The sequence below is a fragment of the Burkholderia sp. Bp9016 genome, from assembly GCF_003857765.1.
GTDB lineage: Bacteria > Pseudomonadota > Gammaproteobacteria > Burkholderiales > Burkholderiaceae > Burkholderia.
This window is the reverse complement of record NZ_QTPY01000015.1, coordinates 1-18,908: the sequence shown is the minus strand read 5'-3', so window position 1 is coordinate 18,908 and position 18,908 is coordinate 1. Positions and strand designations below refer to the sequence as shown.

The following is an 18,908-nucleotide window of genomic DNA, read 5'->3' as shown; positions in this document are numbered from 1 at the left end:
GGTACCTGCCGGCGCCTCTCTTCGTTTCCGCCGCCGTATTCCGTTCGATTTTCGACCGATTGCCACGATGACCCAGCCGATCCGCTATTCGATTGTCCCGAAAGATCTCGCCGCGCACCTGTTCGAAGTGTCGGTGACGGTTGCCGAGCCCGATCCCGAGGGCCAGTGCTTCTCGCTGCCGGTGTGGATTCCGGGCAGCTATCTCGTGCGCGAGTTCGCGCGCAACATCGTGACGCTCGCCGCGTTCAACGACGCCGGTCGCAAGGTGCGGATCGCGAAGACCGACAAGAACACGTGGCAGGCCGCGCCGGTGAACGGCACGCTGACGCTGCGCTACGACGTGTACGCGTGGGACCTGTCGGTGCGCTCCGCCTATCTCGACGAATCGGGAGGCTTCTTCAACGCGACGGCCGTGTTCCTGAGCGTCGCCGGCCGCGAGGATGCGCCGTGCGAAGTCGACATCGCGAAGCCGGCCGGCCCGGCATTCCGCACGTGGCGCGTCGGCACCTCGCTGCCCGAGGCGCGCGGCACCAAACGCTACGGTTTCGGCGCGTATCGCGCATCGAACTACGACGAGCTCACCGACCATCCGGTGACGATCGGCGAATTTGCGCTGGCGACGTTCGATGCGCACGGCGTGCCGCACGACATCGTGATCGCCGGGCGCGTGACGCAACTCGACATGGAGCGGCTGCGCGCCGACCTGAAGCGCGTATGCGAAGCGCAGATCGCACTGTTCGAGCCGAAATCGAAGCAAGCGCCGATGGAGCGCTACGTGTTCATGACGCTCGCGGTCAGCGACGGTTACGGCGGCCTCGAGCATCGCGCATCGACCGCGCTGATCTGCAATCGCACCGATCTGCCGGTGAAGGGGCGGCCCGAAACGACGGAAGGCTATCGCACGTATCTCGGCCTCTGCAGCCACGAGTACTTCCATACGTGGAACGTGAAGCGCATCAAGCCGGCCGCGTTCGTACCGTACGACCTCGCGCGGGAAAACTACACGTCGCTGCTGTGGCTGTTCGAGGGCTTCACGTCGTATTACGACGACCTGATGCTCGTGCGCAGCGGGCTGATGTCGCAGGACGAATATTTCGCGGCGCTCGGCCGCACGGTCGGCGGCGTGCTGCGCGGCACCGGGCGCCTGAAGCAGAGCGTCGCGGACAGCTCGTTCGACGCGTGGATCAAGTACTACCGCCAGGACGAAAACGCGACCAACGCGATCGTCAGCTACTACACGAAGGGTTCGCTGGTCGCGCTCGCGTTCGATCTCGCGATTCGCGCACAGACCCGCAACCGCAAGTCGCTCGACGACGTGATGCGTCTGCTGTGGCAACGTTACGGCCGCGATTTCTATCGCGGCAAGCAGGCGGGCGTCGAGGAAAACGAGGTCGAGACGCTGATCGAGGAAGCGACGGGCGTCACGCTCGGCCGCCTGTTCGCCGACGCCGTGCACGGCACGCGCGACCTGCCGCTTGGCGAACTGCTCGCGCCGTTCGGCGTGACGCTCACGCCCGAACTCGCGCACGGTGCGGCCGCAAAGCCGACCATCGGCGCACGCCTGCGCGGCGGCGCGGACTGCACGCTGGCGGCCGTCTACGAAGGCGGCGCAGCGCATCGCGCCGGACTGTCGGCGGGCGATACGCTGATCGCGCTCGACGGGCTGCGCGTCACGGGCACGAACCTCGACACGCTGCTTGCGCGCTACCGGCCGGGCGACAAGGTCGAGATCCACGCATTCCGTCGCGACGAGCTGCGGACCGCCAAACTGAAGCTGGACGGGCCGGAAGTCACACGCTACCGGCTGACGGCGGCGGCGAAACCGGCCGCCGCATACAAGGCCCGGGAAGCCTGGCTGAAGGGCTGAGCGCGGAGGGCGGGTTTCGGGGCGCGACCACGGATTGTTCTGCTGCTGCAACAATCCGTCGCCCGCAACCCGCTTTTTCGCGGCCATGCGGACACGCACAATGGCTTCACTCGCGCTACCGAAGCGCAACCTAACTGGAGCCTGACATGACGACCATTCTGCAAATCAATTCCGCCGCGCGCTCGCAAGGTGCGCAGTCCACGCTGCTGTCCAACGAACTGACGGCAAAGCTGCAACAATCGAACCCCGGTTCGAAGGTCGTGGTTCGCGACCTGCTGACTGACGCGCTGCCGCACCTTGACGAATCGGTGCTCGGCGCGTTCTTCACGCCGGCCGACAAGCGTAGCGCGGAACAGAATGCGATCGTCGCGAAGAGCGATGCGCTGATCGCCGAACTGCAAGCCGCCGACATCATCGTGATTGGCGCACCGATGTACAACTTCGGCGTGTCGTCGCAGCTGAAGACGTATTTCGACTGGATCGCACGTGCCGGCGTCACGTTCCGCTACACCGAGAACGGTCCGGAAGGCCTGATCAAGGGCAAGAAGGTTCACGTGGTGACGGCACGCGGCGGCAAGTACCTGGGTACGCCGAACGACAGCCAGACGCCGTACCTGCGCTCGTTCCTCGGCTTCATCGGCCTGACCGACGTGAACTTCATCCACGCAGAAGGCCTGAACCTCGGGCCGGATGCGCAGAGCGCCGCGCTTGCCAGCGCACGCGAAGCCATCGCTGCAGCGTAAGGTCGATGCGGGTGCGTCGCACCCGTTGAGTCGCCCGGTGAAAAAAACGCCGCGTCCCGAAAGGGGCGCGGCGTTTTTGCGTGGTGCGGCGAAAGCCGAATGCTGAAAAGCGGGGAGACCGCTACGCGAGCGTTTCGGCCACTTCCGGCAGGCGCCAGTCGATCGGCGAGCGGCCAGCTTTGACGAGATAGTCGTTCGCAAGCGCGAAGTGGCGGCATCCGAGGAAGCCGCGGTGCGCGGACAGCGGTGACGGATGCGGTGCCTCGAGCACGCAATGCGCGCTCGCATCGAACAGTGCGCGTTTCGCCTGCGCATGCGCACCCCACAGCATGAACACGAGCCCGCGATGACGGCCGGCGAGTTCGCGGATCAGCGTGTCCGTGCATTGTTCCCAGCCGCGCTTCGCATGGCTCGCGGCCGCGCCGCGCTCGACCGTCAGCACGGTGTTGAGCAGCAGCACGCCCTGGCGCGCCCAAGTGTCGAGGCAACCGTGACGCGGCGTGTCGTGGCCGAAATTCGCGGCGATTTCCTTGAAGATGTTGCGCAGCGACGGCGGCGTGCGGACTGCCGGCGGCACCGAGAACGCAAGGCCATGCGCCTGCGGCGTGCCGCGGTCGTCGCCGTGGTAAGGGTCCTGGCCGAGGATCACGATCTTCACGTCGTCCGGGCTCGTCAGGCGCAGCGCGCGGAACACGTCGGTCGGGTAGACCGTTTTGCCGGCCGCGCGCTCGTCGTCGACGAAGCGGCACAGCGGCGCGTATGCGTCGCTGTCGGTGAAGGGTTTCAGCACGTCGCGCCAGACGGCCGGCAGCGCGTCGAATTGGGTGGCGAGGTGCGGGACGTCCACGGCGGCAGGGCGCGCAGCGGGAGTCGGGGCGGCTGCCGCGGCTTTCTTCGCCGGCTTGCGCGCAGTTGACAGCGGCTCGGACGGCGGAGCGGGAACATCGTCGCGTGCCGTTTCCGGCACGAGATCGTCGAACAGCGACGCCTGCTGCGGCGTGCGGAGAGTCTTGCGGGTTGCCATGCGTGATGCGTGTTTATTGCGCGCGCAGCCGGTAGCCGCGCTGCGCCTTGCTGATGTTTTCGGGGGTGAGGCCCGGCAGCGCTTGCTGCAGTTCGGCGGCGAGCGTCGCGAGCGCCGCTTCCGGGCCGTCGATCAGTTCGAGTTCGATTTCACTGATCGGTTCGCGGCGCGTGTCGTTGTCTGTCTGGACGACGATCTCGCCGACGTCCACCGCGGCTTCGACGGTTGCGCCGGCGATTGCGATACGCCACAGCGTACGCGAAAAATCCGTCCGGAACAGCGCGTGCAGCGCGGTTGCCGCGTCGCGCAGCGCGATGGCGGCCTCCGGCACGTCACATGCGGCGACGAGCGCGTCGATTTCGAGCGCGTCGCCGGCGACCGGCAGTTCCCATTCATGGCGGCGATGCAGGCCGGCTTGCGCGCTGCCGACCGTCTTGAACGTCTGCAGCCAGCCGTGCGGCGTGCGGCGCACGCGCACCGCGCTCTTCGAACGGGCGAGCGCGAGATCGGGCGTGTCGTAGTAGACGTTCGCGAGTGCGATGACGTCGCCCGGTTCGCCGGTCAGCGTCTCGAAAAAGCGTCGCGCCGCGTCGGCCTGGCCGGCCGGCAGCGCGAGCTTGATTTCCTTTTCGATCGCCATCAGAAAAACATCCGCGCGAGCTCTTCGCCCGGTTGCTCGGCACGCATGAACGCTTCGCCGACGAGGAACGCGTTGACGTTCGCCGCGCGCATCGTGTCGACGTCGGTCCGCGACAGGATGCCCGACTCGGTCACGACCATCCGGTCTGCCGGAATCATGTCGAGCATGTCGAGCGTGGTCTGGATCGTCGTCTCGAACGTACGCAGGTTGCGGTTGTTGATGCCGAGCAGCGGCGTCTTCAGCGTCAGCGCCTGTTCCATCTCGTTGCGATCGTGTACTTCCACGAGCACCGCGAGGCCGAGCGAGTGGGCATACGCTTCGAGTTCCTGCATCAGCGGCGTGTCGAGCGCGGCCGCGATCAGCAGGATCGCGTCGGCGCCCATCGCGCGCGCTTCGAGGATCTGGTACGCATCGACGATGAAGTCCTTGCGCAGCACCGGCAGCATACAGGCCGCACGTGCTTCCTGCAGATAGCGGACGCTGCCCTGGAAGAACTGTTCGTCGGTCAGCACCGACAGGCACGCGGCGCCGTGCGTCGCATACGAGCGTGCGATGTCGGCCGGCACGAAATGCTCGCGCAGCACGCCTTTCGACGGGCTCGCCTTCTTGACTTCCGCGATCACTGCCGCGTTGCCGGCCGCGTTCTTCGCGCGCAGTGCGCCGACGAAATCGCGCAGATCGCGCGCGGATGCTTCCAGTTTCAGTGCCTCGAGCGGCGTGCTGCGCATGGCCGCCGCGACTTCTTCGCGCTTGACGGCAATGATTCGGTCGAGAATGTCGCTCATGTGGGTTCCTGCCTGATTCGTAAGGGGAGTCAACGCTTGAACTGCTGCGTGAAGCGCACGAGTTCGTCGACCTTCGCGCGAGCCTTGCCGCTCGCGATTGCTTCGCGGGCGAGCTGGATGCCGTCTGCGATCGATTCCGCGATATTGGCCGCATAGAGCGCGGTGCCCGCGTTCAGCGTGACGATCTCGCGTGCGACGCCCGGCTGGTTGTCCAGCGCGCCGAGCAGCATCGTGCGCGATTCCTCGGCATTTTCGACCTTCAGCGTGCGGTTCGACACCATCTGCAGGCCGAAGTCCTCCGGATGGATCTCGTATTCGTGCACCTTGCCGTCGCGCAATTCGCCGACGAGCGTCGCGGCGCCGAGCGACACTTCGTCCATTCCGTCCTTGCCGTACACGACGAGCACGTGCTGCGCGCCCAGACGCTGCATCACGCGGACCTGAATGCCGACGAGGTCGGGGTGGAACACGCCCATCAGCTGGTTCGGCGCGCCGGCCGGGTTGGTCAGTGGGCCGAGGATGTTGAAGATCGTCCGCACGCCGAGTTCGCGGCGCACGGCCGCGATGTTCTTCATCGCCGGATGATGGTTGGGCGCGAACATGAAGCCCATGCCGGTTTCGGCGATCGACGCGGCCACCTGGTCGGGCTGCAGGTCGATGTTCACGCCGAGCGCCTCGAGCACGTCGGCGCTGCCGGACTTGCTCGATACGCCGCGGTTGCCGTGCTTCGCGACCTTCGCGCCGGCCGCTGCAGTGATGAACATCGACGCGGTCGAGATGTTGAACGTGTGCGCGCCGTCGCCGCCCGTGCCGACGATGTCGACGAAGTTCGAGTTGTCCTGCACTTCGACGTGATGCGCGAATTCGCGCATCACGGTCGCGGCGGCGGCGATCTCGCCGATCGTCTCCTTCTTCACGCGCAATCCGGTGATGATCGCGGCCGCCATCACGGGTGACATGTCGCCGCGCATGATGAGCCGCATCAGGTGCAGCATCTCGTCGTGGAAGATTTCGCGGTGTTCGATCGTGCGTTGCAGCGCTTCCTGCGGGGTAATCGTCATCGTGCGTCTCCCGTCAGGCGGCCGGCGCGGCCGCACGGGACGCTGCGCGATGCTGCTTCAGGAAATTCTCGAGCAGCGCATGGCCGTGCTCGGAGAGAATCGATTCCGGGTGGAACTGCACGCCTTCGATAGGCAGCGCCTTGTGACGCACGCCCATGATTTCGCCGTCTTCGGTCCATGCGGATACCTCGAGGCAGTCGGGCAGCGATTCGCGTTCGATCGCGAGCGAGTGATAGCGCGTGACGTCGAAATGCTTCGGCAAATCCGCGAACACGCCACGGCAATCCGTTTCGATCCGGCTTACCTTGCCGTGCATGATGGTCTTCGCGCGCACGACGCGGCCGCCGAATGCTTCGCCGATCGCCTGATGGCCGAGGCAGACGCCGAGGATCGGCTTCTTGCCCGCGAATTCGCGCAGCACATCGAGCGTGATGCCCGCATGCTGCGGGTTGCTCGGGCCCGGCGACAGGCAGATGGTGTCGGGATTCAGGCGCGCGATGTCGTCGAGCGTGATTTCGTCGTTGCGGTACGTATGCACGTCCTCGCCCAGTTCGCCGAAGTACTGGACCAGGTTGTAGGTGAACGAGTCGTAGTTGTCGATCATGAGCAGCATGGTCAGTCTCCGTCAGAAGTCGCTATCGAGGCCGTCCTGGACCTGTTCGGCCGCACGCAGCACCGCGCGCGCCTTGTTCTCGGTCTCTTGCCATTCGGATTCGGGCACCGAGTCGGCGACGACGCCGGCTGCCGCTTGCACGTACAGGTTGCCGTTGTGGATCAGGCCCGTGCGGATCGCGATCGCGAGATCCATTTCGCCGGAGAACGACAGGTAGCCGACGGCACCGCCGTACAGCCCGCGCTTGATCGGCTCGAGCTCGTCGATCAGCTCCATCGCGCGCACCTTCGGCGCGCCGGACAGCGTGCCGGCCGGGAACGTTGCGCGCAGCACGTCGTAGTTTGTCATGCCGGGCTTCAGCTTGCCTTCCACCGAGCTGACGATGTGCTGCACGTGCGAGTACTTCTCGATCACCATCTTGTCGGTTACCTGCACCGAGCCGATTTCGGCGATGCGGCCGACATCGTTGCGCGCGAGGTCGATCAGCATCACGTGCTCGGCGATTTCCTTCGGATCGTTGAGCAACTCGGTCGCGAGTTCCGCATCGCGCTCGGGCGTGTTGCCGCGCGGACGCGTGCCGGCGAGCGGGCGGATCGTGACGATCTGGTCGTCGCCGCGCTTTTCCTGGCGTACCAGGATTTCCGGCGACGCGCCAACCACGTGGAAGTCGCCGAAGTTGTAGTAGTACATGTACGGCGACGGGTTCAGCGAACGCAGCGCGCGATACAGCGACAGCGGATTGTCGCGGTACGGTTTCGTCAGTCGCTGGCCGACCTGGATCTGCATCAGCTCGCCGGCCGCGACGTATTCCTTCGCCTGACGCACGGCGGCCAGATAGTCTTCCTTCTTGAACTCCCGGAACGTCTCGGTGCGCACGCTTGCCGACGTCACGGGCGGCTGCACGGTCGTGCGCAGGCGCTGCTTGAGCTCGCGCAGGCGCTGCTTCGCTTTCGTATAGGCTTCAGGCTGGGCCGGGTCTGCGTAGATGATCAGATAGAGCTTGCCGGCGAGGTTGTCGATCACCGCGACTTCCTCGGTCAGCAGCAGCTGGATGTCGGGCAGGCCGAGATCGTCGCGCGGCGCGGTGTTCGCGAGCTTCTTTTCGATGTAGCGCACCGCGTCGTAGCCGAAATAGCCGGCGAGGCCGCCGCAAAAACGCGGCAGGCCAGGACGCTGCGCTACCTTGAAGCGCGCCTGGAACGACTCGATGAATTCGAACGGATCACCGTCGTGGGTTTCCACGACCTGACCGTCGCGCACCACTTCCGACACGCCGTTGCGGGTGCGCAGGAGCGTGCGTGCGGGCAGGCCGATGAACGAATAGCGGCCGAAGCGTTCGCCGCCGACCACCGATTCGAGCAGGAACGAGTTGGCGCCCGCGCGTTCGGGCTGGGCCAGCTTCAGGTAGAGGGACAGCGGCGTTTCGAGGTCGGCGAGCGCTTCCGCGATCAGCGGGATGCGGTTGTAGCCTTCGTTCGCAAGCGATTGGAATTCGAGTTCGGTCATGTTCCGGTCCTGTTCGGGACGAGCGGCGGAGTGCGCCAGGGATCACTTGACGCTGCGCGGGCTGCCGTCGGCGAAAGGGCGGTCGATCGAGAAGTGCCTGTTGCCGGCCGGCACTCCGGGCGTGAACGTCGCGAGCCTGCGGCCGATCCTGAACGCAAGCGTTCGGGCGCGGTAGAACTCGAGGTAGTGCGACGGTCGAAGCGCGGATGCGCAGCGAGATAAAAAACGGCGCTGAAGACGTGCTTCAGCGTACCTCATCGAAGAGGTTAGCGCGACCAGCGACGCCAGGGCCAGGCTCCCCGGTCGATGCTGCTCAGACTCCGTTTTTTATTCAGAAACATGCGGATGGAAGAAATAATCAGATGGTTGGCCGGCCGGCGTTGTGCGCGGTGATCGCGCGAGCTGCGACCAGCAACGAATCGACTATACCATCCGAATTTATCGTTTGTATAGCTTTGCCGTGGTTGTAGCCGTACGGCACCGTCAGTGTCGCCATGCCGGCCGCTCGGCCCGCCAGCGCATCGTTTTCCGAGTCGCCGATCGCGACCGCTGCGTCGGGCGCGACGCCGAGTGCATCGCACGCCGTGAGCATCGGCAGCGGATCGGGCTTCTTGCGCGCGACGCTGTCGCCGCCGAGCACGATCCCGAAGCGATCGATCAGTCCGTATTGCTCGAGGAGCTCGACTGCGAACCGGTGCGGCTTGTTCGTCACGCACGCGAGCCGGATGCCTGCCGCGCGCAATGCGTCGAGGCCGGCGGCAACCTCGGGGTAGAGGCGCGTGTGGCGGCCGTTGATCTTCGCGTATTCGGTCTGGTAGATCGCGAACGCGTCGTCGAAGCGCGCGTGCGCTTCGTCGGGCGTGAAGCGCGGCTTCAGCACGCTCTGGATCAGGTGCTCGGAGCCCTTGCCGATGTAGCCGATCACCTCGTCGCGCGACGTGGCCGGTGCGCCGAGCTGCGCGAGCATCCCGTTCAGCCCTGCCGTGAAATCGTCGACCGTGTCGACCATCGTGCCGTCGAGGTCGATCAGCGCCGCGTCGATGCGCGGCGCCGCGAAACGGATCGGGCCGTCGGCTTCGACCGGTGCGTGACCGGCCAGCGAGGAATCGGCCACGGCGTCAGCTCCGCTCGACGGTCGCGAGCGCGGCGCGCATCTCGTCGATTACCTTGCGGTAATCGGGCTTGCCGAAGATCGCAGAACCTGCGACGAACGTGTCCGCGCCGGCCGCTGCGATTTCCGCGATGTTGTCGGTCTTCACGCCACCGTCCACTTCGAGCAGGATCTCGCGGCCGGTACGCTCGGTGTACGCGTCGATGCGGGCGCGCGCTTCGCGCAGCTTGTTCAGCGTTTCCGGAATGAACGACTGGCCGCCGAAGCCCGGGTTCACCGACATCAGCAGCACGAAGTCGAGGCGGTCCATCACGTGGTCGAGGTAGTTCAGCGGCGTGGCCGGATTGAACACGAGCCCGGCCTTGCAACCGTGATCGCGAATCAGCGACAGCGTACGGTCGATGTGATCGGAGCCTTCCGGGTGGAAGCTGATCAGGTTGGCGCCGGCCTTCGCGAAATCGGGCACGATCCGGTCGACCGGGCGCACCATCAGGTGCACGTCGATCGGCACCTGCACGTGCGGGCGGATCGCCTCGCAGACGAGCGGGCCGATCGTGAGGTTCGGCACATAATGGTTGTCCATCACGTCGAAATGAATCCAGTCGGCGCCGGCGGCGACCACGTTGCGGACTTCTTCGCCGAGCCGTGCAAAGTCGGCCGACAGGATGCTGGGAGCGATGCGGAATTGAGTCATGACAGGGGAGCGGGGACGCTGCGGCGCAAAACCGCCATTCTACCGTCCGGCGACCCGGTGCGCGGCGACAGGCCGTGCGGTTGCGGCCCGATTCCGCATAGAATGCCGAACCAGTGCGGCGCGCCCGCGGCCCCGCCGCTCGAGTCGGCGCGGGCGGTTACCTACAGCGGAAACACCATGAGTCAGTATCAATTCACCGTTTCGGTGAAAACCAGCTACTTGCCGGAACAATCCGACCCCGATCGACGTCAATACGCATTCGCGTACACGTTGACGATCCGCAACACGGGACAGGTCGCGGCGCAACTGATCGCGCGTCACTGGATCATCACGGACAGCGACAACCACGTGCAGGAAGTGAAAGGGCTCGGCGTCGTCGGGCATCAGCCGCTGCTGCAGCCGGGGGAACAGTTCGAATACACGAGCTGGGCCGTGATCGCGACGCCGGTCGGCACGATGCGTGGCGCGTACTTCTGCGTGGCGGAGGATGGCGAGCGGTTCGACGCGCCGGTCGACGAGTTCGCGCTGCACATGCCGCGCACGCTGCATTGAGCGTGCGGGCGCGGGTCAGCGCGGCTGGCGGTCGTTGTTGCGGGCGTGCTTCTTCCTGCCCGACGACGTCCACACGACGATGAAGATCAGCAGAGCAAGCGCTACGAAAGCTTCGAGCGCGAAGATGAGCATCGGATATTGGTCGAGAAAATCTGACATGGCGGTTTCCATCAAGAACGGACATTGTATGTGGTTTGGGCCCCGGGTGGCCGGCTGGATGGCGGCAGCCGCAGCGGCGGTACTGCTTGCCGCATGTGGCGTCGCGCCGACACGGACGTCCGCGCTGAAGCCGCCGACTGGCGCGGCGATCGTGCCGGGGCAGATCGCCGCGAAGCGGCTCACGCCGGTTGCCTGGCAGCAGGTGCCGGGCTGGCAGGACGATTCGCTGATCGGCGCTACGGCCGCGTTGCGGCAGAACTGCGTGCGGCTCGCGCGCCAGCCGGCGTGGCAGCGCGCTTGCGCGGCCGTCGACCGCCTCGACGAGCTCGACGTCAGCAGCGCGCGCGCTTTCTTCGAAACGTATTTCACGCCGTTTCAACTGGCGAATACCGACGGCACGCTCGACGGGCTCGTGACCGGTTATTACGAACCGTTGCTGCACGGTTCCCGCGTGCGTCGCGGTCCGTATCAGTACGCGCTCTACCGCTGGCCTGCCGGCTATCGTGCCGGCGCCGCGCTGCCGCCTCGCGCACAGCTCGAGCGCGCCGGCATCCTGAACGGCAACGAACTCGTGTGGGTCGACGATCCGATCGAAGCGTTCTTCCTGCAGGTGCAGGGCTCTGGGCGCGTGCTGCTCGACGACGGCTCGGTGATGCGGGTCGGTTTTGGCGGCACCAACAACCAGCCATACCGTTCGATCGGCAGGTGGCTGCTCGATCGCGGCGAGCTGACGCCTGCGCAGGCGACGATGCAGGGCATCAAGGCCTGGGCGAAGGCGAACCCGACCCGCGTCGACGCGTTGCTCGACACCAATCCGCGATTCGTGTTCTTCCGCGACATGCCGACCAAGGAGGATGCGCCGCACGGCGGCGCGGACGGTCCGATCGGCGCGCTCGGCGTGCCGCTCACGCCCGAGCGCTCGATCGCGGTCGATCCGTCGTCGATTCCGCTCGGTACGCCCGTGTTCCTGCAGACCACGCGTCCGCTCACGAATACGCCGATGAACCGGCTCGTGTTCGCGCAGGACACGGGATCTGCGATCAAGGGCGGCGTGCGGGCCGACTATTTCTGGGGGCTCGGCGACGACGCTGGCGATCTGGCCGGGCGGATGAAGCAGATCGGCCGGATGTGGCTGCTGTTCCCGAACTCGTGATGCGCGGTGGTGCCGGCCGATACGACGTATGGTAGGCACGTCAAAACGAAACAGCCCGATCGGCCTGCCCGATCGGGCTGTTTTTTCTTGGGGTGCGGAATATTGCGCCGTGCGATCGGCGTGCCGCGGCGTGCGTCAGCCCTTGCGCTTGTCGACGACGCGACGCGCCTTGCCGACCGAGCGCTCGATCCCGTTGACGGGCAGCACGTTGATCACGGCCGTCACGCCGATCAGCGACTTGACGTCGTACGCGAGCGCCTGCCTGGCCGCGTCGATCGCCGCCGTGTCCGGGGCCGTTTCGGGGCACGGTTCGACGTTGAGCGTCAGCACGTCGAGCGGGCCTTCCTTCGTCAGTACGATCTGATAGTGCGGGGCGAGTGCGCGCTGCTTCAGCAGTTGCTCCTCGATCTGCGTCGGGAAGACGTTGACCCCCCGCACGATCATCATGTCGTCCGAGCGGCCGGTGATCTTTTCCATCCGGCGCATCGTGCGCGCGGTGCCGGGCAGCAGCCGCGTCAGGTCGCGGGTGCGGTAGCGGATGATCGGCAGTGCTTCCTTCGTCAGCGACGTGAAGACCAGTTCACCGAGTTCGCCGTCCGGAAGCACTTCGCCGGTTTCGGGGTCGATGATTTCCGGGTAGAAGTAGTCTTCCCAGATGGTCGGGCCATCCTTGGTCTCGACGCATTCCGAAGCGACGCCGGGGCCCATCACTTCGGACAGCCCGTAGATGTCGACCGCGTCGATTCCCATCCGCTGCTCGATCGCGACGCGCATGTCGTTCGTCCACGGCTCCGCGCCGAAAATACCGATGCGCAGAGAGCTTTGCGCGGGATCGAGGCCCTGCCGCTCGATCTCGTCGGCGATCGACAGCATGTAGCTCGGCGTCACCATGATGATGTCGGGACGGAAATCCTGGATCAGTTGCACCTGCTTCTCGGTCTGGCCGCCTCCGAACGGAATCACCGTCAACCCCGCGCGTTCGGCGCCGTAGTGTGCGCCGAGCCCGCCGGTGAACAGCCCGTAGCCGTAGCTGACGTGGACCTTGTCGCCGCGGCGCGCGCCGGCCGCGCGGATCGAGCGCGCGACGAGATTCGCCCACGTGTCGATGTCGCGCGCCGTATAGCCGACGACGGTCGGCTTGCCGGTCGTGCCCGACGACGCATGAATGCGCGAGATCTGGTCCTGCGGCACCGCGAACATTCCGAATGGATAGCTGTCGCGCAGGTCGCTCTTGGTCGTGAACGGGAAGCGTGACAGGTCGGAGAGTGTCTTCAGGTCGTCGGGGTGCACGCCCGCTTCGTCGAATTTGCGGCGATAGACGGGGGAATGTTCATACGCATGCCGGAGCGACCACTTCAGGCGTTCGAGCTGCAGCGCGGTCAGCTCGTCGCGTGAGGCGGTCTCGATCGGCTCGAGCGGTAGCGGGGTTGTCATGCGTGTCTCCAGTGTTTGTTGTGAGCGAGCCGTGGACGTCAGCGATCTTCCGGAAGAACCGTGCCCTTGATCTGGGCCGATTTGCCGCGAAACATCGCGACGGTTTCGCCGGCCTGGTTCGTGACGCGGATGTCGTAGATCCCGTGCCGGCCGCTGCGCGTCTGCTCGATCGCCTCGGCCGTCAGCAAGTCGTTGCCGTGTACGGGGCGCAGGTATTCGATCGAGCAGCCGGCCGCAACGGTATTCAGGTTGTACGAATTGCATGCGAACGCGAAGGTCGAATCGGCGAGCGTGAAGATGATTCCGCCGTGGCAGGTCTGATGCCCGTTCAGGAACTCCGGCCGCACGCGCATCTGCAGGCGGGCGTACCCGGCACGCACCTCGGCGATTTCCATCCCGAAAGCGCGGCTGCAGGCGTCCGCGTCGTACATGGCCTGCGCCGTGGCGAGGGCGAGCGAATCGGGGTCGAGCGTGTTGGTGGCGTTTGTCATGTCAACGCCCCTCGAAGCGCGGTGCACGCTTCTCGATGAATGCCTGGACGCCTTCCGCGTAGTCGTGCGACTGGCCGAGCTTGCGTTGCAGGTCGCGTTCCAGGTCGAGCTGCTGGTCGAGCGTGTTCGTGACGCTGTCGCGCATCGACTGCTTGATCGATGCAATCGCGAGCGTCGGCTGCTGCGCGAGCTGGGTCGCGACCTGACGGGCCGACGCGGCGAGCGCGTCGTCGTCGACCGCGCGCCAGATCAAGCCCCATTTCTCGGCCTGTTCGGCGCCGAGCTTGTCGCCGGTGAGAGCAAGCCCGAGTGCGCGCGCCATGCCGACGCGTTGCGGCAGAAACCATGTGCCGCCCGAATCGGGCACGAGCCCGATCTTGACGAAGGCCTGGATGAAGCTGCTCGAGCGCGCGGCGAACACTAGATCGCATGCGAGCGCGAGATTCGCGCCGGCGCCGGCCGCCGTGCCGTTGACCGCGGCGATTACCGGAATCGGCATGCGCTGCAGGCGGCGGATCAGCGGATTGAAGTGCTCTTCGATCAGCGTACCGAGGTCGGTGGCGGCTCCCGGCGTGAAGTCGAGGTCGGCCAGATCCTGGCCCGCGCAGAAGCCGCGCCCTGCACCCGTCAGGATCAGCGCATGCGCGCCGGCTGCTTCGACTTCATCGAGTGCCGACTGCAGTTCGCGGTGCATCGCCCGCGTGAAGCTGTTCAGCTTGTCCGGACGGTTGAGCGTGATCGTGGCCACGCGGGCAGCCTGATCGATATCCAACTGGATCGCCTGATATGACATGCAGTGTCTCCTTCATGACTTCGTTATAGGCGCGCGGCGCGACGGTTACACGCGTTCGATCGCGATCGCGATGCCCTGGCCGACGCCGATACACATCGTACAGAGCGCAAAGCGGCCGCCCGTACGCTCGAGCTGGTGAAGCGCCGTAGTTACGAGCCGGGCGCCCGATGCGCCGAGCGGATGGCCCAGCGCGATCGCACCGCCGTTCGGGTTCACGCGCGGATCGTCGTCGTCGATGCCGAGCATGCGCAGCACCGCGAGACCTTGCGACGCGAATGCTTCGTTCAGCTCGATCACGTCGAACTGGTCGATCGTCATACCGAGCTGGCGTAGCAGTTTCTGCGTGGCCGGCGCGGGGCCGATGCCCATCACGCGCGGTTCGACACCGGCGGTCGCCATGCCGGCGACGCGTGCGCGGCGGCGCAGCCCGTACTGTTCGGCGGCTTCCGCGTTGGCGAGGAGCAGCGCGCACGCGCCGTCGTTGACGCCCGACGCATTGCCGGCCGTCACCGAGCCGTCCGGGCGCACGACGCCTTTCAGTTTCGCGAGCGCTTCGAGCGACGTTTCGCGCGGATGCTCGTCGAGGGACACGACGAGCGCGTCACCTTTCTTCTGCGCAATCGTGACCGGCACGATTTCCGCGGCGAGCGTGCCGTCCTGCTGGGCGCGGGCGGCCTTCTGCTGACTGCGCAGCGCGAACAGATCCTGGTCGGCGCGGCTGATGTTGTAGTCGAGCGCGACGTTTTCGGCCGTTTCGGGCATCGAATCGACGCCGTATTGCTGTTTCATCAGTGGATTGACGAAGCGCCAACCGATCGTCGTGTCGAAAATGGCGGCCTGGCGCGCGAACGCGCTCGCGGCCTTGCCCATCACGAACGGCGCACGCGTCATGCTTTCGACGCCGCCCGCGATCATCAGGCGTGCCTCGCCTGCCTTGATTGCGCGCGCGGCCGTGCCGACCGCGTCCATGCCCGAGCCGCACAGGCGGTTCAGCGTCGTGCCGGGCACGGCAGTCGGCAGACCCGCGAGCAGTGCGGACATGCGCGCGACGTTGCGGTTGTCCTCGCCGGCCTGGTTCGCGCAGCCATAGATCACGTCGTCGATCGCCGACCAGTCGACGTTGCTGTTGCGTTCGATCAGCGCCTTGAGCGGCACCGCGCCGAGATCGTCGGCTCGAACGTCTTTCAGGGCGCCGCCGTAGCGGCCGATGGGGGTGCGAATCGCGTCGCAGATGTAGGCGTCAGTCATGGGCGTATCGATGGGCAACGAACTCGCCGGTTGGCGGATTCGTTCATGGTAGAGAACGTGGCGGCGTTTGCACGTCGGCCATTCGGGTTATGCCGTTTGGCCGGCTTCCGCAGGCGCTGCCTTCGGCGCAACATGGACGCGGCTTTGAACCACACGGAACCGGTTGGCGACGAATGCCGGATCGGCCAGCGCCGCGTTGGCGGCCGGGTTCGCGCCGGTGCCGTGGAAGTCGGAGAACGCGGCCGACTGGTTCACGAACACACCGCCCGTCAGGTTGATCGACAGCGCAACGCCGCCGCGTACTGCTGCATCGTGCGCGGCGTCGAGAATCCTGTCGTCGGTGCTGTAGACGGAGAGCGTCAGTGCGCCGTGCTCGGCGGCGATCTCGCCGGCGAGATCGAGCGACTGTGCGGTCGAGTCGGTCGCGATCACGAACGAGATCGGGCCGAACCACTCCTGCGTGAATTTTTCGCGGTCGGCCACGTCGAGCTGCAGCACGAGCGGTGTGCGCACGCGGGCGTCAGGGAACGAGGGGTGCTGAAGCGCCTGGCTGTCGGCGAGCACACGGCCGAGCTTGCGGGCGTCGTCGATGCGCGCAGTCACGCCGTCGTTCTGGATCGCGCCGATCAGTTCGACCGAGCGTGCCGGGTCGCCGGTGAGCTTTTGTACGGAGAGGGCGATTGCCTGGGCGACTTCGTCGAAGCTCGCGTGGCCGTCCGCAGTGCGGATGCCGTCGCGCGGCACGTAGATGTTCTGCGGCGCAGTGCACATCTGACCGGAGTACAGCGCAAGTGAGAACGCGATGTTCTTGGCCGCGGCCTTCAGGTCGTCGGTCGAGTCGATCACGATCTGGTTGACGCCTGCCTTTTCCGTATACACCAGCGCCTGATGAGCGTTGCGTTCGAGCCACGTGCCGTTTTGCGTACTGCCCGTGAAGTCGATCAGCTTGATTTCCGGGCGCAGTGCGAGATCCTGCACGAGTGCGCCGTCGTTCGGCTCGGTCGCGAGGAGCGTGACGACGTTCGGATCGAAGCCGGCTTCGCGCAGTACGTCGCGCGCGATGCGGACCGTGATCGCGAGCGGCAGGATCGCGCCCGGATGCGGTTTGACGATCACCGTGTTGCCGGTCGCCAGGTCCGCGAACAGGCCGGGGTAGCCGTTCCACGTCGGGAACGTGCAGCAGCCGAGCACGAGACCGGTGCCGCGCGGCACGATCGTGTAGCGCTTGTGCATCGCGAGCGGCGGGTTCTTTCCTTGCGGCTTTTCCCAATGCGCGTCGGCCGGGATACGGCGCAGCTCGTCCCATGCGTAGGCCACTGCTTCGAGCGCACGATCCTGCGCGTGCGGGCCGCCGGCTTGGAACGCCATCATGAATGCCTGGCCGGTGGTGTGCATCACGCTATAGGCAATTTCGAAGCTCGCGCGATTCAGGCGGGCGAGGATTTCGAGGCTGACACCGATCCAGGCCGTGGGGCCGGCTTCGCGCCACACGCGTTGAGCGGCGGTTGCCGCGGCAATGAGCTCGTCGGGCGTCGATTTCGGATAGCGGATGCCCAGCTTGATCCCGTACGGCGATTGCTCCGCGCCGACCGTCTCGCCGGACGCCGGCTGGTCGAGTGCGAACGTGTTGTCGAGATGCGCCTTGAATGCGGCCTCACCATCGGCGTTGGCGCTTTCCCCGTACACTTTGGGACTCGGCATTTCGGCGAACGGGCTCCAGTACCCGCGGCTCTCGATGGCGGCGAGGGCGTGTTTCAGCGTGTCTTCGTGCTTCGTGAACAGTGCATGGGTCATGACGGCGGCCTGATGGACGTTGAGAGGAATTGGATCGATTAATTAACCGACCGGTTGGTCGGAGAATGGTAGCATCAAACTATTCGCATGTGCGAGGCGTTTCTCATTTCATTGATCGAGGAGAAATAGATGTCTTACGAGAACATCCTGGTGGAGACCCGGGGGCGAGTCGGGCTGGTCACGCTGAATCGTCCGAAGGCGCTGAATGCGCTGAACGATGCGCTAATGGATGAGTTGGGCGCCGCACTGCGGGCGTTCGATGCGGACGACGGCATCGGTGCGATCGTCGTGACGGGGAGCGAGAAGGCATTCGCAGCCGGTGCCGACATCGGCATGATGGCGACCTATTCCTATATGGACGTCTACCGCGGCGACTACATCACCCGCAACTGGGAGGCCATCCGCGAGATCCGCAAGCCGATCATTGCTGCCGTGTCGGGTTTCGCGCTCGGCGGCGGCTGCGAGCTTGCGATGATGTGCGACATCATCTTCGCGGCGGATACCGCCAAGTTCGGCCAACCAGAGATCAAGCTGGGCGTGATGCCGGGTGCCGGTGGTACGCAGCGTCTGCCGCGCGCGGTGTCGAAGGCGAAGGCGATGGACATGTGTCTGACCGCGCGCTTCATGGATGCAGCCGAGGCGGAGCGCGCGGGGCTCGTGTCGCGTGTGCTGCCGGCCGACAGGCTGCTCGACGAGGCGATTGCTGCTGCGACGACGATCGCCGAGTTTTCGCTGCCGGCAGTCATGATGGTCAAGGAGTCGGTGAACCGCGCGTACGAAACGACGTTGGCCGAAGGCGTCCATTTCGAGCGGCGGTTGTTCCATTCGCTGTTTGCGACGGAAGATCAGAAGGAAGGGATGGCCGCATTCGTCGAGAAGCGCAAGCCGGAGTTCAAGAACCGCTGATTCGGCTGCGGCGGGGCGTTGCAGCGCGAGCGGCGGGCAGCAGTCGCCGGCGCGATCTCGCGATGCTGAGATCCCCAAGCCTCCGTGCGCGGCAGCGCACGGAGGCTTTTTCAAAATATTTTCACAAAGGGCTTGCGGAGATGGGGGCGGGTGCATAGAATCACGCCTCTTTCGCGCTAATGGAAACACGGCGCGGGGGAAGAAGGGAAGCGGTGCGGTCGAGGTTGTTGCAAAGCCTTGGCGCACACGGAGTTGAACCCCAGCCGTCGCGACGAAGCAGTTAAAAAAGTTGTTGACGATCTGGAAAAAGCGGTTCATAATCTCGCTTCTCTGC

General features: G+C 65.7%; 19 protein-coding genes. 5 read left to right on the top strand and 14 right to left on the bottom strand.

All coding sequences use genetic code 11. The features are described 5' to 3' along the window. Positions 1-67 precede the first annotated feature (67 nt). Both DIE13_RS19110 and DIE13_RS19105 read left to right on the top strand, forming a co-directional pair. Positions 68-1,867, top strand: coding sequence for a M61 family metallopeptidase (locus tag DIE13_RS19110; RefSeq protein WP_124828600.1), 1,800 nt, complete (start codon positions 68-70; stop codon positions 1,865-1,867). Between the two features lie 146 nt (positions 1,868-2,013). Beyond that, positions 2,014-2,610 (top strand): FMN-dependent NADH-azoreductase, encoded by a 597-nt coding sequence (locus tag DIE13_RS19105; RefSeq protein ID WP_124828599.1) that lies wholly within the window; start codon positions 2,014-2,016, stop codon positions 2,608-2,610. Between the two features lie 121 nt (positions 2,611-2,731). Here DIE13_RS19105 and DIE13_RS19100 read toward each other — a convergent pair whose 3' ends face one another. From DIE13_RS19100 to rpe, 8 genes are all read right to left on the bottom strand, one after another. Then, positions 2,732-3,634 carry a uracil-DNA glycosylase gene (locus tag DIE13_RS19100; protein WP_124828598.1) on the bottom strand — a complete coding sequence of 301 codons (903 nt, stop codon included), beginning with the start codon at positions 3,632-3,634 and terminating at the stop codon, positions 2,732-2,734. Positions 3,635-3,647: 13 nt separating this feature from the next. Continuing rightward, a complete protein-coding gene (locus DIE13_RS19095) occupies positions 3,648-4,274 on the bottom strand; it encodes a CYTH domain-containing protein (RefSeq protein WP_124828597.1) in 627 nt (208 codons plus the stop codon). After that, positions 4,274-5,059, bottom strand: a complete 786-nt coding sequence (gene trpC / locus DIE13_RS19090) for an indole-3-glycerol phosphate synthase TrpC (RefSeq protein ID WP_124828596.1) — start codon at positions 5,057-5,059, stop codon at positions 4,274-4,276. Before trpC ends, DIE13_RS19095 begins: the two co-directional genes overlap by 1 nt. A 29-nt stretch (positions 5,060-5,088) precedes the next feature. Beyond that, positions 5,089-6,120, bottom strand: a complete 1,032-nt coding sequence (trpD, locus tag DIE13_RS19085; protein ID WP_124828595.1) for an anthranilate phosphoribosyltransferase — start codon at positions 6,118-6,120, stop codon at positions 5,089-5,091. 13 nt (positions 6,121-6,133) lie between these two features. Then, on the bottom strand, positions 6,134-6,733 hold the full coding sequence (locus DIE13_RS19080; RefSeq protein ID WP_124828594.1) for an aminodeoxychorismate/anthranilate synthase component II: 600 nt from the start codon (positions 6,731-6,733) through the stop codon (positions 6,134-6,136). Between the two features lie 12 nt (positions 6,734-6,745). Further along, positions 6,746-8,239 (bottom strand): anthranilate synthase component I, encoded by a 1,494-nt coding sequence (gene trpE, locus DIE13_RS19075; protein ID WP_124828593.1) that lies wholly within the window; start codon positions 8,237-8,239, stop codon positions 6,746-6,748. A 358-nt stretch (positions 8,240-8,597) separates the two neighbouring features. After that, positions 8,598-9,353 (bottom strand): phosphoglycolate phosphatase, encoded by a 756-nt coding sequence (locus DIE13_RS19070; protein ID WP_124828592.1) that lies wholly within the window; start codon positions 9,351-9,353, stop codon positions 8,598-8,600. Positions 9,354-9,357: 4 nt separating this feature from the next. Then, on the bottom strand, positions 9,358-10,044 hold the full coding sequence (gene rpe / locus DIE13_RS19065) for a ribulose-phosphate 3-epimerase (protein ID WP_011883156.1): 687 nt from the start codon (positions 10,042-10,044) through the stop codon (positions 9,358-9,360). A gap of 177 nt (positions 10,045-10,221) precedes the next feature. Here rpe and apaG point away from each other — a divergent pair, with 177 nt between their 5' ends. Beyond that, positions 10,222-10,596 carry a Co2+/Mg2+ efflux protein ApaG gene (apaG, locus tag DIE13_RS19060; protein ID WP_014898204.1) on the top strand — a complete coding sequence of 125 codons (375 nt, stop codon included), beginning with the start codon at positions 10,222-10,224 and terminating at the stop codon, positions 10,594-10,596. Positions 10,597-10,611: 15 nt separating this feature from the next. Here apaG and DIE13_RS33455 read toward each other — a convergent pair whose 3' ends face one another. Continuing rightward, complete coding sequence (locus DIE13_RS33455) at positions 10,612-10,755, bottom strand: hypothetical protein (RefSeq protein WP_014898203.1); 144 nt, start codon at positions 10,753-10,755, stop codon at positions 10,612-10,614. Positions 10,756-10,783: 28 nt separating this feature from the next. Here DIE13_RS33455 and DIE13_RS19055 point away from each other — a divergent pair, with 28 nt between their 5' ends. Further along, on the top strand, positions 10,784-11,908 hold the full coding sequence (locus DIE13_RS19055) for a murein transglycosylase A (protein WP_233409941.1): 1,125 nt from the start codon (positions 10,784-10,786) through the stop codon (positions 11,906-11,908). A gap of 135 nt (positions 11,909-12,043) precedes the next feature. On the opposite strand, the gene paaK is transcribed toward DIE13_RS19055, so the two are convergent. The 5 genes from paaK to paaN all read right to left on the bottom strand — a co-directional run bounded on the left by paaK (position 12,044) and on the right by paaN (position 17,668). Further along, positions 12,044-13,342: a phenylacetate--CoA ligase PaaK gene (gene paaK, locus DIE13_RS19050; RefSeq protein ID WP_124828590.1), complete on the bottom strand. Its 1,299-nt coding sequence runs from the start codon at positions 13,340-13,342 to the stop codon at positions 12,044-12,046. Positions 13,343-13,380: 38 nt separating this feature from the next. Next, positions 13,381-13,833: a hydroxyphenylacetyl-CoA thioesterase PaaI gene (gene paaI, locus DIE13_RS19045; protein WP_124828589.1), complete on the bottom strand. Its 453-nt coding sequence runs from the start codon at positions 13,831-13,833 to the stop codon at positions 13,381-13,383. A gap of 1 nt (position 13,834) precedes the next feature. Next, entirely contained in the window at positions 13,835-14,626 is a 792-nt protein-coding gene (gene paaG, locus DIE13_RS19040; RefSeq protein WP_124828588.1) for a 2-(1,2-epoxy-1,2-dihydrophenyl)acetyl-CoA isomerase PaaG, read from the bottom strand. A gap of 45 nt (positions 14,627-14,671) precedes the next feature. Continuing rightward, positions 14,672-15,874, bottom strand: coding sequence for a 3-oxoadipyl-CoA thiolase (gene pcaF / locus DIE13_RS19035; RefSeq protein ID WP_124828587.1), 1,203 nt, complete (start codon positions 15,872-15,874; stop codon positions 14,672-14,674). 87 nt (positions 15,875-15,961) lie between these two features. Next, positions 15,962-17,668 (bottom strand): phenylacetic acid degradation protein PaaN, encoded by a 1,707-nt coding sequence (paaN, locus tag DIE13_RS19030; protein WP_124828586.1) that lies wholly within the window; start codon positions 17,666-17,668, stop codon positions 15,962-15,964. Positions 17,669-17,797: 129 nt separating this feature from the next. Between paaN and DIE13_RS19025 the strand changes: the two genes are divergently transcribed. Continuing rightward, entirely contained in the window at positions 17,798-18,574 is a 777-nt protein-coding gene (locus DIE13_RS19025; RefSeq protein WP_124828585.1) for an enoyl-CoA hydratase, read from the top strand. Positions 18,575-18,908: the final 334 nt, after the last annotated feature.